Annotated in this window: 20 protein-coding genes; 18 read left to right on the forward strand and 2 right to left on the reverse strand. The window is 43.9% G+C overall.

Annotated features, from left to right (window positions below):
• The 10 genes from HYY55_01715 to HYY55_01760 all read left to right on the forward strand — a co-directional run bounded on the left by HYY55_01715 (position 1) and on the right by HYY55_01760 (position 6,414).
• A complete protein-coding gene (locus HYY55_01715; GenBank protein QQG46543.1) occupies positions 1-282 on the forward strand; it encodes a hypothetical protein in 282 nt (93 codons plus the stop codon).
• A 363-nt stretch (positions 283-645) separates the two neighbouring features.
• On the forward strand, positions 646-918 hold the full coding sequence (locus HYY55_01720; GenBank protein QQG46544.1) for a hypothetical protein: 273 nt from the start codon (positions 646-648) through the stop codon (positions 916-918).
• A 182-nt stretch (positions 919-1,100) separates the two neighbouring features.
• Positions 1,101-1,784: a CHAP domain-containing protein gene (locus tag HYY55_01725; GenBank protein QQG46545.1), complete on the forward strand. Its 684-nt coding sequence runs from the start codon at positions 1,101-1,103 to the stop codon at positions 1,782-1,784.
• On the forward strand, positions 1,781-2,278 hold the full coding sequence (locus HYY55_01730) for a hypothetical protein (protein QQG46546.1): 498 nt from the start codon (positions 1,781-1,783) through the stop codon (positions 2,276-2,278). The genes HYY55_01725 and HYY55_01730 overlap by 4 nt, the downstream gene beginning before the upstream one ends.
• 32 nt (positions 2,279-2,310) lie before the next feature.
• The gene (locus HYY55_01735; GenBank protein ID QQG46547.1) at positions 2,311-3,135 is read left to right on the forward strand and encodes a hypothetical protein; all 825 of its coding nucleotides are present in this window, start codon (positions 2,311-2,313) and stop codon (positions 3,133-3,135) included.
• Positions 3,132-3,473, forward strand: a complete 342-nt coding sequence (locus tag HYY55_01740) for an HTH domain-containing protein (protein ID QQG46548.1) — start codon at positions 3,132-3,134, stop codon at positions 3,471-3,473. The genes HYY55_01735 and HYY55_01740 overlap by 4 nt, the downstream gene beginning before the upstream one ends.
• Positions 3,474-3,517: 44 nt before the next feature.
• Positions 3,518-3,805: a winged helix-turn-helix transcriptional regulator gene (locus HYY55_01745; protein QQG46549.1), complete on the forward strand. Its 288-nt coding sequence runs from the start codon at positions 3,518-3,520 to the stop codon at positions 3,803-3,805.
• Positions 3,806-3,864: 59 nt separating this feature from the next.
• The gene (locus HYY55_01750) at positions 3,865-4,374 is read left to right on the forward strand and encodes a tryptophan-rich sensory protein (protein QQG46550.1); all 510 of its coding nucleotides are present in this window, start codon (positions 3,865-3,867) and stop codon (positions 4,372-4,374) included.
• A 7-nt stretch (positions 4,375-4,381) separates the two neighbouring features.
• Complete coding sequence (locus HYY55_01755) at positions 4,382-4,846, forward strand: hypothetical protein (GenBank protein ID QQG46551.1); 465 nt, start codon at positions 4,382-4,384, stop codon at positions 4,844-4,846.
• Between the two features lie 230 nt (positions 4,847-5,076).
• A complete protein-coding gene (locus HYY55_01760; GenBank protein ID QQG46552.1) occupies positions 5,077-6,414 on the forward strand; it encodes a peptidoglycan-binding protein in 1,338 nt (445 codons plus the stop codon).
• Here HYY55_01760 and HYY55_01765 read toward each other — a convergent pair.
• Positions 6,389-6,646, reverse strand: coding sequence for a hypothetical protein (locus HYY55_01765; GenBank protein ID QQG46553.1), 258 nt, complete (start codon positions 6,644-6,646; stop codon positions 6,389-6,391). The two genes, HYY55_01760 and HYY55_01765, sit on opposite strands and share 26 nt — an antisense overlap.
• 47 nt (positions 6,647-6,693) lie before the next feature.
• Between HYY55_01765 and HYY55_01770 the strand changes: the two genes are divergently transcribed.
• From HYY55_01770 to typA, 8 genes are all read left to right on the forward strand, one after another.
• Positions 6,694-7,362 (forward strand): Type 1 glutamine amidotransferase-like domain-containing protein, encoded by a 669-nt coding sequence (locus tag HYY55_01770; GenBank protein QQG46554.1) that lies wholly within the window; start codon positions 6,694-6,696, stop codon positions 7,360-7,362.
• A gap of 12 nt (positions 7,363-7,374) precedes the next feature.
• A complete protein-coding gene (locus HYY55_01775; protein ID QQG46555.1) occupies positions 7,375-7,836 on the forward strand; it encodes an XRE family transcriptional regulator in 462 nt (153 codons plus the stop codon).
• A gap of 145 nt (positions 7,837-7,981) precedes the next feature.
• The gene (locus HYY55_01780; protein ID QQG46556.1) at positions 7,982-8,764 is read left to right on the forward strand and encodes a hypothetical protein; all 783 of its coding nucleotides are present in this window, start codon (positions 7,982-7,984) and stop codon (positions 8,762-8,764) included.
• Between the two features lie 19 nt (positions 8,765-8,783).
• Positions 8,784-9,386 carry a hypothetical protein gene (locus HYY55_01785; protein QQG46557.1) on the forward strand — a complete coding sequence of 201 codons (603 nt, stop codon included), beginning with the start codon at positions 8,784-8,786 and terminating at the stop codon, positions 9,384-9,386.
• 61 nt (positions 9,387-9,447) lie between these two features.
• A complete protein-coding gene (locus HYY55_01790; protein QQG46558.1) occupies positions 9,448-11,664 on the forward strand; it encodes a hypothetical protein in 2,217 nt (738 codons plus the stop codon).
• 30 nt (positions 11,665-11,694) lie between these two features.
• Positions 11,695-11,886, forward strand: coding sequence for a hypothetical protein (locus tag HYY55_01795; GenBank protein ID QQG46559.1), 192 nt, complete (start codon positions 11,695-11,697; stop codon positions 11,884-11,886).
• 6 nt (positions 11,887-11,892) lie between these two features.
• A complete protein-coding gene (locus tag HYY55_01800; protein QQG46560.1) occupies positions 11,893-12,609 on the forward strand; it encodes a hypothetical protein in 717 nt (238 codons plus the stop codon).
• A gap of 97 nt (positions 12,610-12,706) precedes the next feature.
• Complete coding sequence (gene typA / locus HYY55_01805; GenBank protein ID QQG46561.1) at positions 12,707-14,497, forward strand: translational GTPase TypA; 1,791 nt, start codon at positions 12,707-12,709, stop codon at positions 14,495-14,497.
• A 65-nt stretch (positions 14,498-14,562) separates the two neighbouring features.
• On the opposite strand, the gene HYY55_01810 is transcribed toward typA, so the two are convergent.
• The gene (locus tag HYY55_01810) at positions 14,563-14,931 is read right to left on the reverse strand and encodes a hypothetical protein (GenBank protein QQG46562.1); all 369 of its coding nucleotides are present in this window, start codon (positions 14,929-14,931) and stop codon (positions 14,563-14,565) included.
• Between the last annotated feature and the right edge of the window lie 5 nt (positions 14,932-14,936).

Genomic DNA, 14,936 nt, shown 5'->3' on the forward strand with positions numbered 1-14,936 from the left:
ATGAAAAAAGATAATAAAACAATAGGTATTACAATTCGTTTTTTCACCAACGATCTGCCGGGTCGTGTAGGAACCAAAAAGGAACACACACCATTTTGGACTTGTGGCAACGTTCATCTCGAGGCGAACAAAACAAAAGGAATAAAACCTCAAGATGAAATGTTCAATTACTTTGAAGATATTCCCCGCGCAATTAAGGTGGTTTTAAGCAAAAGTAAATTGGTAGCCGTTGAAGATGTTGCGTATAGCATGAGAGCAGAGAAAAGAAGAAAAACAAGTTGATCAGCTCGTCTATGGTTCGATAAACTCACCACAGGTAAACTCTACACCCTCACCCCGGAGGAAATTAAGGTTGTGGAAAATTGATTTGCATTTTCAAAAATTTATGTCCTAACTTTAAAACCAAGTTGATTTTTTAAATAAAATATGCTAGACTTAAACTAAAGTAGATAAAAAATTGAGAGATTAATAAATCGGGGGTTCGCTAAACATTTTTTGTGACGCAACCTCATTCATCCCTCCGATTCACGGAAAGATGCTCGTCCGAAAACGGCGGCATCTCAAGAAAAACGGACGGGATAGGTCCGTTTTTTTGTTTGCTGAGTCGAAAAACAGTAATTATTAATTCATTGCTTGTCAAAATATATGATAACTTTAGAGCTTGTTTTCGCAGTTATAACAACCGTCCTTACTCTAGCCAATATTTTTCAGTGGTTTGATCACAGATCAAAAAATAAAGCACTGCAAAGCTTTCTGGAAGCTATTCACGACATCTCTAAAAGGTTAGAGGGGGTAAGTGATGGACCAACAATTAAACAAAAATCTCAAGATATTTGTTCGGTAGTAAACGCCGCAATAGTAACGGTTGGTGGATATAAAAAGCCGTTTTTTAACCGCATTAAAAAGGGTGGGGCTTAAAAATCCTGAAAACCACATGAGTCTTGATCTGCTTAGATAAGCGGAGATGGCGCTTTGCTAATTCAGGGACCCGACACCAAACGGCTAAATCGGTGATTTAGCCGTTTGGTTTGCCCTTGATTTTTCCCAAAATTTTTTGTAGGCTTGGAATATCTTTATGGATATCTTTATCTTCTTAAAAAGTGAAAAAAGATCAAAAAATATATATAAAAGAGAACGATGTTAACTTTCGGAAGCCATCCGGTGAACCAGATGGCGTGGAAAAAATGAAAGCGGGACAGAATCTCGTTTTTGTGGATGGGCCGTGGTTTAGGGCAACAAAAGATGGAAAGATTGGTTGGGTCTATGCTGACTATATATCTGAAACGAATCCGAACCCCGCACAGCAGCCACAGCAATTGATTTCTTTTGTGGAGGGATGGCCAAACTTATACAACAGCCCTGTTACTGTTGCCGTTCGCGAAATTATTAATAATGAGTTTGGGCTTGAAGCGGAGAAAATCCCGTTAAATTGTACCGAATACGTCCAGTATTGCATCAAGACAAAACTGGGCATTGTTATCGAGTGGCCATCTGACCGCCCGCGTCATGGCGGAAAATGGGCAGATATTTTTAGACGAAATAATTTGTACAAGGTTATAAATGAACCAGTTTCAAATTGTGCTGCTTGTTTTACTGATGTCCGCAAGAAAGACGGAACTTTAACAAAGGAAGGTCACGTTGCATTTGTTGAAGAAATATTTCCTGATGGCTCAATAAAAATTTCAGAGGCAAATTGGCCCAACAGCGGTATTTATAGTGAGCGTATTTTAAGCAAAGCGGATTGGCAAAATAAATATAGGTGCCGTTTTATTGATTTTTTATGACAATACCGGGTCAACAAAAAGTACGAAAAATTATTCGTGGGGACGAACAAAATAGGATTACTATTGCGGTGGTATTTTTGGCCACCTATCTAACTATTATTTTTGGGCTGTCTGATAAAATCAGGGTATCTATAAATGATATAAACGGGATGAGCATCTTGAATGACTTGGTTTTTGCAATTTTTATAGTTTTCGGCGTCTTAATTTCATCTCTGTTTTTCTTATATCTAGTTTTCACGGCACTAAGTTTAGATTTTAATAAACAAAAAGAGGTTATTTTTGAGCAAGAGGTGAGTGAGAAAAAATTAGTTAAAGTAAGAGAAAAACTTTTTAATGCTGGAGTGCGATCTGTTTTCATTTCATTTACGTTCCCGGTTTATTATCTCTTCGTTTTGTTTAGGAAAGGTTACGGAGTATGGACCTCCGTATTGCTGTGGGGCTTCAGTCTAGCCTTAATATATATTTTGTTATTTTTAGTTTTTAAAGACGATTAACTGGCCAACAAAAAAATTAGGAAAATAAATTTATGAACGAATTTGAATATATTAAACAGCATCTGCTCAATAGATTAGAAATTGATCGCGGATACTCTCATGGTGGGGCCCAGCGTATTTTAAGAGAACAACTAAATGAATGGGAAAAAAGAAAAAATGGCATTAAAGATTTATATGGCTTGTATAGACAATTTCTTATAAGCGCGCAAAATCGGCAGGGCATGCCTAACATTATAGGGGGAGAAAAAGGGGTTGATGAAATTTTAGAAAAAGTCATTAAGACACGACGACTTGATAAAATTGTGGAAAACTTTAAATCACCGGAAATTCTCTTTGAGAAAATTAAAAAGGTGAGTATAACAAAAAAACATACACTGAAAAGCTCTAAAAATACATGGATTGGTTTTTGTAAATCTGTTATATCCAGCGCGGAGTTTTTAAAGCAGTTTAAAGATTTAAACGATTTTAGAAAGTTTGCGGATTCTTTGTATAAAGTGAGGGGAGCGCGTATGGCTCTGCCTCTTATCATAAGTGCGGAAGTTAGCGGGATTGGGTTGGCATTGGCTTGTGATATTTTAAAAGAAAGCGGATACCCAGATTATGTTAAACCCGATATTTGGATTAAGCGCTTTGCAAAAGCTTTTGAAATTACAAAGTCAAACAGCGACTACAGAATAGCGGAGGATCTCGTGGCTTATAGTAAATCTATTAACGAACTGCCGTATGTGGTTGATAAGGCGTTCTGGTTAACTGGTAGCGGAGATTTTTATCTTAGTGGAGATAAAATCGAAAGAGTTAAAAAAGAAGATATAGAAAGTTTTGTTGAAAAATATAAAAAAGAGAAATTAACCCCATGACCTCAATTTTAATTTCCATAATTATTTTTCTTGCCGTGGCAGTTTTGGTGCTGGCTGTTTTTGCGCGTAAAGAAGCGGAAAAACACGGCACGAATACGAAAGATGAATTTGTCGGTATCTGCGCCTCGGCAATTGAGACGGCTTCGGAAAAAGAATCTCGCAAGCAAAAGGCGCTGGCTATGTTTGAGCGGAAAAAAGAACTCTCCAACGCCGAAATCCGCAAGACGCTCGGCGTATCTAGCCGCACGGCCGTGCGCTATTTAGATGAATTGGAAGCGGAGGGCAAAATAGAGCAAGTCGGCAAAATCGGCCACGCCGTCACCTACCGTCTAAAATAAAACAACATTCCAACATTCTGCAGAATGTTGGAATGTTGTGGCGGATGTGTTATGTTGTAAATATGGTAAAGACTTCAAGACAACTGGAAAGATATTTTAAGGGCGCGGCCAACCATCGGCGAATTGATATCTTGTTTACGGTTGAAAAAAATGACGGGATTACGGTTGAAGAGATTGCGGATGCTCTGGAGGCAAATTTCAAGACCATCTCCCAGCACACACGCTCGCTGGTCCATGCCGGTCTGTTGAATAAACAATACCGCGGCCGTCGGGTAGCGCACTCACTTTCTCCCTATGGCAAATTTTTCCTTAAGTTCATGAAAACATTCTAACATTCTGCAGAATGTTAGAATGTTATGAATGCGCCAGACGAGTGGCGTATTGAAAAAAAATGAAAATCGGTAATATTTTAAAACTCACTATTGCGATTGCGGTGTCGGAATTGGCCGGTGTGATCGGCTCGTTTTTTACTGTTTCTTCAATTCCAAATTGGTATGCCGGGCTGGTGAAGCCGGCGCTCAATCCTCCTGCTTGGGTATTTGGACCCGCGTGGACTATGCTTTACGCGTTGATGGGCATTTCGCTTTTTTTGATCTGGAAGATCAACCCTTCCGAAGCTCGCGTCGGCGAGCGTAGGAGGGCCGTCACATTATTTTTCATCCAGCTTTTCTTAAACGCAATCTGGTCAATTATTTTCTTTGGCCTGCATGGTTCAACATGGCTCACCATAAACAATCTCGGCTGGGCATTGGTTGATATCATTCTTCTCTGGCTCGCGATCGTCTGGACAATGGTTGTATTCTACAAAATTTCTCGCCCGGCGGCATATCTCCTCGTGCCGTATCTTCTCTGGGTAAGTTTCGCGATGTATTTAAACTACGCGATCTGGGCATTAAATTGAAAAAATTATGACCACATACAGACACACTCAAATTGGTTACCTGATGCTCTCTATTACGCTCGTCGTGCTGGTGTTTTTCGCGTGGCTTCAGATCACGGCCAGAGCTGAACCTCCTTCGTATGACTCCGGCACCAATTTTGCCATTACCGCCATAATGGCACTCATTCTGTTTATCCTTGCATCGTTTTCAACGCTTACCGTCTTCATTGACGAACAATTTTTGAAAATCTGTTTTGGCTGGGGCATTTTCCGCAAAAAGTTTCCGTTAACCGATATCGCCACTATCGGGAAAGTAAAAAATCATTGGTATTACGGCTGGGGCATACGGCTATGGTTCTGGCCGTATATGTGGATTTTTAATGTTTCCGGCATTGACGCGATTGAAATTCGAATTAAGAACGGAAAAATCTATCGTATCGGCACGGACGAGCCGGAAAAACTTGAGGCCGCGATCAAGCAAGCAATAAGTTAAGCAAATCGTCCTAAGGGTTCAAGTTTCGTTTTACGGCTCGTCAGTATCGCAATTGGCGCAAAGGGCTCTTACCCTCGGCACAAATCACCGCGGGGACAATTACGGGGCAGTCAGCTCGTTTAAAGTAGATTAATACGTTTAACAAGTTATAAAAATTGGGCGATAATGGGGATGTGAAGCATAAATCCTCGATTCTACCAATAGTGGCGGTATTATTCTTTTTTGAGATAATGCTTGTCAATGCGCAAGCAGATTTTATATTCTCAAAAACACTTCGGAAGGGAAATTCTGGAGCAGATGTCCATAAATTACAGGAAGCCCTTGCCGCAATGCCCGATATTTACCCCGAAAAGCTTGTTACGGGATACTTTGGTGTTCTAACAAGGCAAGCAGTGCGAAGATTTCAGAAAAAATACGGAATTGTTTCTTCGGGCGATGAAAGCACTACGGGATACGGATTGGTCGGGCCCAAAACAAGAAAAAAGCTGAATGAATTTATGGGAGGGCCGCAAGCCGGAATATCACAAGCGACAACGACTCCTTCCGGTTCCGAACTAAAAATAAATTCCGCGTTATGTCCGGATAACATTTGGGATGAAGCAGAACAAAAAGATTTGAACCTGTGCCCGGAAGACAATCCGATAAATAATCCGAAATCCGCAGTCGCGAAAATTGCGCCGCAGGCATCTTCATCTCCGTCTGCGTCGACTACGACACCTCCGCAAATTACACAACCGCTCCCCCCGCCTGTTTCGACGACAACGCCGCCGTTTAAATGGACAAAAGATTCGGGAATTAGAATTTCTGGAGGACAAGTTCCGTATGTTTACAAACTCAAAGATGGCAGATACCGCATGTATTATTGCGGCACGAATGGCAGTATTATGTCGGCTATTTCTTCAGACGGACTTAATTTTCAGACAGAATCAGGAGCGCGCTTGTCGCCAATCTATGGCGATTTTGAGGCCGTCATTTGCGACCCAACGCTTGTAGAACTGTCAGATGGCCGATTTCGTCTTTACTACAAAGGCGCTAATACCGGCGGTGTGCCGGCAATACATAAAGTATTTTCGGCCATTTCGTCTGACGGGTTAAATTTTGAACGGGAGGGATTGGTTATAGACTCGGAGAAAACTGACGACCAGAGTTGGGCAAGCGTACCCGAGGCGATTAAATTATCCGATGGTCGCGTTCGACTTTATTATGTATCAAGGGCTTGCGGCCGCGGCTGTATAGTTTCCGCCATATCAAGTGACGGCCTAAATTTTACAAAAGAGGAAACGAAAATTTACGATTATGTTGATCCGTCGGTAACACAACTTTCAGACGGCAGGTTTTTTCTTGTTACTGCGAATTTTACTTCGCAGGGCGGAACCGAACTTTATAGTTTTATTTCGAGTGACGGTATTCATTTTGACAATGCGAATCCGCAATCGGTAATCGTTGAATCGGTGGCAGATCCGGCAATTGTGAGGGTGGACGACAAAACTTATAGAATTTATTACTGGAAGATACCAGACAGCTCTCCCGTCATCTATAGCATTACCGGAACAATCGCAGGACAGTAGTCAAACTAATTTTCTCTACACTCGGCAGCAACTGATTCATTTGCGCTAAGATAACAGTGGGATATTCGTATTTTTCCGCCCAGTCAAACTCCCACCCCGTTAGATGCGAGCTATCTAACGGGGTGAAAAAGTCATCAAGCGGGGGGAGCAAAAACAAAAGCAGACGGCCATGTGTCGTCTGCTTTTGTTTTTGCTCCCCCCAATCCCCTCCTGCTGAGCCGTCTTTGCTCAAAAAGTTTTGGCGGCTACATCTTTAAATAAACCCAAAAAATTGGTAAAATGATAACAACCGCTATGAAATTACTCCTTACTTCAAACGGGTTTTCAAATCAAGCAATCGCTGACACACTCTTTGAATTGGTCGGCAAGAAGCCGGAAGATACGAGTTTAGTTTTCATCCCCACCGCCTCAAATGTTGAGGCGGAACATAAAGATTGGTTTATTGACGACCTTATCAATATTAAAAAACAAAACTTCAAATCGGTCGCCATAACTGACATTTCGGCTGTGCCGGAAAATATCTGGCGCCCGCAACTGGAAGAAGCGGATGTTTTGTTTTTTGAAGGCGGCAACACTTATCACCTCATGCGCTGGATAAATGAGTCGGGGCTTATAAAACTTTTGCCGGAAATGCTGAAGTCAAAAGTATATGTTGGCTTGAGCGCGGGAAGCATGGTAACCGGCCCCGATCTAGACCTCCGCCTTTTCAAAGCGATTTATGGTGAAGAGGCGGAAAAAGATTCGGTGGCTGGACTTGGTCTTGTAGATTTTTATTTTTTACCGCATCTCAATAACCCTCACTTCTCCGCGCGGATTGAAGCTAATCTCAAAGAAGTGATGAAAGAAATTAAGAGAAAGACCTATGTACTTGACGATTACTCCGCGCTAAAGGTAGTTGACGGAAAAGTGGAACATGTCGGTGGCGGGAAATATCTGGAATTTAATTAAATTGGAATAATTATGAATACCGAAATTCTCGCAATATTTCTAAACGAAGCGAACAAAGCGACTTATGCCAACAAAAACACCCCCAAAGTCGCGCCCACTCGCCTGAAGTCAGAGGACTACCATTTTGAAAAAGATGGCTTGATTTACCACGATACATATTTTGGTGGACGCGACTTTATCGGTGAGGAAATCGTATACGAAAACGAAAAACCAGTATGGGGCGCAAATTATTTCGGCTTTGTCCTTGATAAGAAAGTGAGCGAGAAAGATGTTTACGATTTCCTCCGAAAAGCACTGATGCAAGAATACAACGATATTATTCCGGTTCGAGGACCAGCAAAATTTTCTGATGGTGAGTGGACTTATCAATTTACAGCAAATGGTGGCTTAGAAAACTTTGCTGGTCAAGAAGAAATTTTGCTAAACGCAAAAATTGTGTATCGTTGTTTGATACACGGAGGATTCATCAGATAGCCGCCGGATTTTTTCTTCCCCGCCGCGCTTGCGGGCGGGGCTTCCTCGCCGCCGCAGGCGGCGAAATGCGTTCGAACTATCTTAAGAATACAGAACCAAAACATGAAGTTAGAATTTTTTGCGAGAACGAGATAAAATAGAACCAATGAACGAGAAAGCCATGCCTGCCGGCAGGCAGGGATTCGCGCCGCTTATAATTATTGTCATCGCGACTTTAGTTATCGGCGCCGGAGTCGTCTGGTTTTTAAGATTCCGGAGTGAAGGGGGGTTATCTTCCCGAGCAGCCGTCCCTCAATTTATCCAAGCCGATTTTATTGACTTATCAAAAATATCCGCCATATCAAAATTTCGTTCGGGAAGCGGACATGACTTTTCACGAGGATCGGGAGAAACCTGCCGCAGTATGAAGCATTATTTTAATGTTCAAAGGCCGGAATCAGCGGAAGAATTAATTAACAAAAACAGGGGCATCCCGCCAAAACCTGACGGCAAAACAGATATCCCTATTTACAGTCCGGTTGACGGAAAGATTATCAGCATTGAATCTGACCAATTTGGTGAACAATTTTATATTCGGCCAGATTCTCATCCCAACTTCACCGTTCGGCTATTCCATATTTATCCGCTCTCGGATATTAAAAAAGGCATTAAAGTTAAAGCCGGACAGAAAATTGGCGTCATTGGACAATATCAAAACACCGACATCGCGATTACAAAGGGCTGGACCAATTACTTTTCCTACTTTGAGGTTATGCCCGATGATATTTTTGCGAAATACCAGGCCTTGGGAATTAAAAATCGCGACGAATTAATTATTTCAAAAGCAGACCGCGACGCCAATCCATTACAATGCAACGGGGAATGGTTTACCAAGAATTATGACAGCGATCCAAATTCCGGAAACTTTGTTTATTTAACCAGACATTGATAAAATAGCTTAAGCTATGATGCCTATTTCTAAATCGGGCCTCCTCGTTTCTCTGGCTTCCGGAATTTTTATTGGCGGCGCTTTGTTTGATGTGTTGCCGGAGACAATAAAAAACCTCGGAATATCCACAGCCGTCTTTTGGCTGCTTGTCGGCTATATTGGCTGGTGGATTATTAAGCTCGTTTTACAAAAATTAAAAAAGGCCTCTCTGCCGTATCTCACCGCCGCCGCGTTGTGGCTTCATTCCGTTTTGGAAGGAATGGTTACCGGACTTGCTTTTGGGGTTTCTCAATTATTCGGGTTTGTCATACTTATCGCGATGACTCTGCATATTCTTCCGGAATTTTTTTTGTCTATGATACTTATGAAAGGAGCCGGCTCAACCACAAAATGGTCGCTCGCGACCACCTTTGCCGGGTTTGGATTGCTTTACGCAAGTTTTGGAATAACTTATTGGCTGATACCTGACTTCGGGACGATACTGCCGATTGCTCTCGCGCTGTCGGGCGGGGCTTTCTTGTTTGTTGGATTGGCCAGTTTCTGGAAAAGAAAGTCGCTTGCGAACTTTGTATCGCTTCTTGTTGGTATCGGTGTTATCTTTCTGCAAAGCGTAGCAGATTGAATTTTTCGCTTTGGGGATAACCGAATTTACGTTCTTTCTCGGGAAAATGATAAAATAAAATATGCAAAATAAAAAATGGTTGGCCGCGAGAGCGGCGGTGTTTTATTTGACCTTAGCCCTGATTCTTCCGGCCGGAGCGTGGGCCGCCGAGGAAACGGCCGAAGAAGTGCCCGAAACCGTTCAGGCGGCAATTGAAGAAGCGGCGGAGAAATCTTTAGAAGAGGAGCGGAAACCCGAGGAAGTAAAACTGGATACGGAAATCAAAGCGGAAGATCTGGGGGTAGAAAAGGCTAGGGTTTTGCCGGGCAGTTTTTTCTACGGGTTCAAGAATTTTTTCCGCGGGACGCAGGAGGTCTTGACTCTGAACTCGGTGAAAAAAGCCGAACTTCGGCTGCAACACGCCAATGAAAAAATTATTGAAATCCAGCAGCTCGCGGAGGAACAAGGGGCTGAAAAAGCGTCGGAAATTTCGGCAGGAGTCATCAGGGGAATTAACCGGAACTTTGAAAGAATCGCGAATCAGGGTGATAAATTAAAAAAGGCCAAAGCCAAAGACGGCCAAAGAGTGGAAAAACTCCTTGATAAAATCGCCGACAATTCATTAAAACAGCAGATTGTCCTGCAAAACTTGCAAGGACAGGTTCCGGAAAAGGCCTTTGCCCAAATTGAGGAAGCCAGGCAACGGAATTTAGAAATGTTTGGCCAAGTGATGACCAAAGTGGCCGAAAATCCTCAAGAGCTGGCCCAACGTTTGCCGCGAATCATTGAAAACAGGGAGGGCAGCGATTTTAAGGAGTTAAAGGCCGTGGAGATTTTAAGAGAATTGGAAGACAAGGCGCCGGAAGAGACTAAGGAGGCCTTAAGATTAGCCCAAAACGCGCTCGCCCAGAGATTTGAGCAAAGATTCGCCGCCCTGCCCGAAAAAACCAGAACGGAAAAACTCAATAATTATGTTGAGTTCTTGCCGGGCAACGCCGTCCGACAGTTTGAAACCCTTGAGACAATGAAACAGAATTTCCAGTCGCCGAAAACAATGCAAGAAATGGAAATCGCCAAAGACGGAGCCCTCCGCAAATTTGAAAATCAGTTCTCGCGGTTTGATGGCGATGAGGCCCGCCAGGCGTTTATGCAGCCCTGGAGGGAAGGCAGTCCCGAGGCCTTAAGAACGATGACGGAAATGGAAATGAGAATGGAACCCCCAAAGGATGACCCTAGCGCTCCGCCCGTGCCAGTTTTCCAGAATTTCCAGCAGTTTCACCAGGAAGCCCAAAACAATTTCCGGGAACGTTTTGACGACAATCCAGAGGCCCTGCGACAAAATCCGGTTTTTCAAAGAATGGCGGAAAATCCAGATATTGTTGATTTGAAATTAACGCAGGACTTGAGTCGGGCTTTCCAGCCCGGCCAAGAGGCGCCCGGGCCTATCGAGCCAGAGGGAGCCGCGCCGCCGCCTCAACCAAGAACATTTGATTTTATGAAAGAGGTCCGGAATCAAGCGACGGAAAAATTCATTGAAAACACGGAAAATAATGACCAAACCAACAGATTTATCTTTGGACCTCCTGTTCCCGGCGGTTTGAAAGTTCTGGAAGAAATCAGAGGACGGGCTCCTTTTCAGGCGCAAGCAGGATTAAACCGAGCCATTGAAGCCCAAACCCAAACAGTGGAAAGACACGCGGAGCGCGTTGAAATGATTGAACAAAAAGAAAGGGAGAGAAAGTTCCAAAAGATAGAGGAGATAAACCGTCAGATATTTATGCCGCCATCCGAGTCCCCCGGAGGCGAAGGCCAGGTAACAGGACAGCCACAACCGACAGGACAACCAAGAGAAGAAATTATGAAAATATTCAGGCCAGAAATGCGTCAGGAAATAGAGGGATTCAGAAAGAGAATACCGGAGGGACAGCAGCCAATTTTCAGACCCGAAAAAAGCAGTCAAGAACAAGGGGGTGTCCCCGGCGGACCACCGCCAAGACCAAATGTTCCTTTGACGCCGGAAAGAGCCAAAATGTTTGAAGGAAGACAGCCGACGCCTCAACCAATCGGCGAACCGCAATTCCGGGAACAGCCCGGCAATATGAAGCCAATTTTGCCCGCGCCAACGCCAACGCCAGCTCCGATTCAGGAAAGGGCTTTGCCTCTGCCGGTCGGTCCGGCTCCAGTGCCGGCCCCCGCCCCCACTCCAACGTCTGCTCCAACGCCAACCATAATGCCAGCTCCAACGCCCGCACCAGCTCCAGCGCCCGTTTCAGAACCAGGCCTTAATAATTCTTTCTAAATTTTTAATGAGTGTTAAAATGTAAATACTATGAATATAAAAACTTTTTATTCAACAGTCGGAATTATCTTTGCGCTTATTTTTATTTTACACTCGGCTAGAATTATCTTTGGCTGGAGCGCCGTTATCGGCGGATTAGAAATTCCCATGTGGGTAAGCTGGATTGCCGTTTTTGTGGCAGGATTCCTTATCTATCAAGGAAATAAATTCAGAAAACAATAGACAGAAGTGTCAAAAAGCGTAGTCAGAGTTTATCTTTTGCTTTTTATCGCCGCTATCGCGGTCTGGCTCTATAATTCCAATCTTGATTTTTATTACGGCCGGGGCGGAAACTTTCCTTCCTTTTTGGAGAACTGGCCGGTCTCTTCCCGCCTTTTACTGCTCAATTTAACATCAAACATTTTTTATGCGTTTATCGCGCTGGGACTTCTCATTGAGTTTTTTAATCCAAAAATAGAAATCAAGCGGCAAAGAAACAAGTTTTTGGCGGGGCTTGGCATTTTGCTAGTGGCCAACGCTTTGATGGTTGGCTGGAATAACACCCTTTTTTCCGGGAATCTTTATTATCTAATTGATACGGTAATTTACGGATTGGGATTCGGGCTTATGTTTTTATTTATGTCGCCGCAAAAAACATTGGGCTTGAGCGTCGTTTTGTGGGCCCGCCTTATTGAGGTGGGCGGATTTTTTATCGGTTATTTTTTCATGCCCGCCGTCTTGAGCATGTGGCCGGAGGGCTACACTCTCGGTCATTTTGCGCGCGGACCGGCTTTTATGTTTACCAACTACTTTTTTTGGACGGATTACATTACGGCCGTCGGAAGTTTAATTGGGGTCATAATTTTGTTAAAAAAATTTAATTTTTCAAAATTTTGGATGTCCTCTTTTTTTATCGGCGCGATTATTGTGGGATACAACATCGCCCGCGCGCTCATTAAAGCGTAGAGGTTCAAAATAATCCGCCGTCGGGCGAGAGGTATTTTTTTTCGCCCATAAATATGGAAGTAAGAAACACCCCGCAGTCGCGGGGCAAGTAGCAAATATGGAAATACGCAATATCGCTATTATCGCTCATGTAGACCACGGCAAAACCACTTTGACCGATGCTTTGATGCGTCAGTCCGGGGTTGCCGAAGAAGGGGTCTCAATGGATTCAAACGCCCTTGAACTTGAGCGCGGAATTACGATTTATTCAAAAAACGCGGCGATTTTTTACAAAGATACAAAAATAAATATCGTAGACACTCCCGGGCACGCCGATTTCGGCTCCGAGGTTGAACGGGTTTTACACTCAATTGATTCGGTCCTTTTGGTGGTTGACGCGCAAGAGGGGCCGATGCCCCAGACCCGTTTTGTTCTAAAAAAGTCGCTTGAGCTGGGATTGAAACCGATTGTGGTTATAAATAAAATTGATAAGCCCGCGGCCGACCCGAAACGCACCGAAGAACAAACGCTTGAGCTTTTTTTGGAGCTTGGCGCGAACGACGAACAAGCCGATTTTCCGGTGATTTATGCCATAGGCCGCGAAGGTATAGCCAAATTAAAACTTGAAGACGAATCCAAGGATTTGACTCCCCTGCTTGACGCCATTCTCAAACATATTCCGCCGACATCAAGTTCCACGATTGACCTGCCGCTTAGATTGCAGCCATTTAATCTTGCCTATGATAATTTTTTGGGGCGGCTTGCGGTATCGCGGGTTTACGAGGGCTCGGTAAGCGCGGGCCAAAATGTGTTTGTCAAAAAACCCGAGAGCGAGGCCCGCGCGGGAAAAATAACGCGTATATTCACTTTCCGAGGATTGAAACGGATTGAAACCGAACGCGCTGAAGCCGGAGACATCGTGATGATAGCCGGAATTCCGGATATTGATATCGGCGAAACCGTGGCTTCAAACTCCGATACTCCTCCCCTACCCGCAATCGCGGTGGATGAGCCGACGATTGTTTTGAATTTTTTGATTAATAATTCGCCTTTTGCCGGACGCGAAGGAAAATTCGTAACCTCGCGCCAGCTTCGCGAACGGCTCAAACGAGAACTGGAAGTGAATGTCGGCCTGCGCGTTGATTTTAATTCGTCAGAAAATTTTACGGTGTCCGGCCGGGGCGAACTGCACATCGCGATTCTGCTTGAAAATATGCGCCGAGAGGGCTATGAAGTGCAGGTGTCCCAGCCGCAAGTCATATTCCATCAGGAAGAAAACGGCGAGCGAAGCGAGCCGTTTGAAGAAGTGATTATTGACACTCCATCACAGCATCAGGGCACTATTATTGAACGCCTTGGCAAACGCAGATTCGTGATGAAAGACATAAAAACGCGCGGCAATTCGGTTCGCATAATCTTTGAAGGGCCGACGCGCGGAATTTTGGGGTACCGCAGTCAATTCGTGATTGACACCAAAGGCGAAGGAATTATTTCTTCAAGAGTTATCGGATTCAAACCTTACGCCGGCGAAATTAAAAAGCGCTCTACGGGCTCAATGATCTCTATGGCTGACGGAAAAGCATTGGGATATTCGCTTTGGAACCTGCAAGACCGAGGCGTGCTTTATATCGGCCCGAGCGCCGAAGTTTATGAAGGCATGGTTATCGGCAATACATCCAAAGGCGAAGAGATGAGCGTGAATCCGACCAAAGGAAAACAGCTTACCAACGTGCGCGCGTCGGGATCGGATGAAGCCATCGCGCTTACTCCTCCTTATGAACTTACGATTGAGCGCGGACTTGAAGTGATAGCCGTAGACGAATATCTGGAAATAACACCCAAAAGCGTCCGCCTGCGAAAACAGCATCTCACCAAAATTGACCGCTCCAGAGCGCGAAATAAAATATAGCCAAAAGGATATAGAATAACCGCGACGGGAACAAAAACAAAAAGGGCGAATAGCCCTTTCTTTTTTTATCTGGTTAAAAATTCATTGAGCGCTTTTTCGTTTTCGGCGAAGTCCATATAACGGCGTTCTTTTCCTTCTTCAGAAAAACCTTGCTTAATCGCCAGACGATTGCACAAATCCTGCAATACAGAAAAAATGATTGAACGCAGAACTTTTGAGCCAATCCAGTATTGGCCGTTCATGCGGAGGGCGCCCATTATTTTCAAACTGTCGGGAGAATTCATAGCATTGGAAAAATCAACAAATCCGCGCTCTTCTTGATACAGTTTAAAAAATTTTCTCAACAGCTCTCTATGTTTCTTGCCAAGTTTTCTAAGATTTAATCTTTCGCCTTCTAAGGTTATGTAGTAAAACCCGGCCTGTCCTCTGCTCATTTATC

The organism is Candidatus Niyogibacteria bacterium, assembly GCA_016432485.1.
GTDB lineage: Bacteria > Patescibacteriota > Minisyncoccia > HO2-45-28 > HO2-45-28 > HO2-45-28.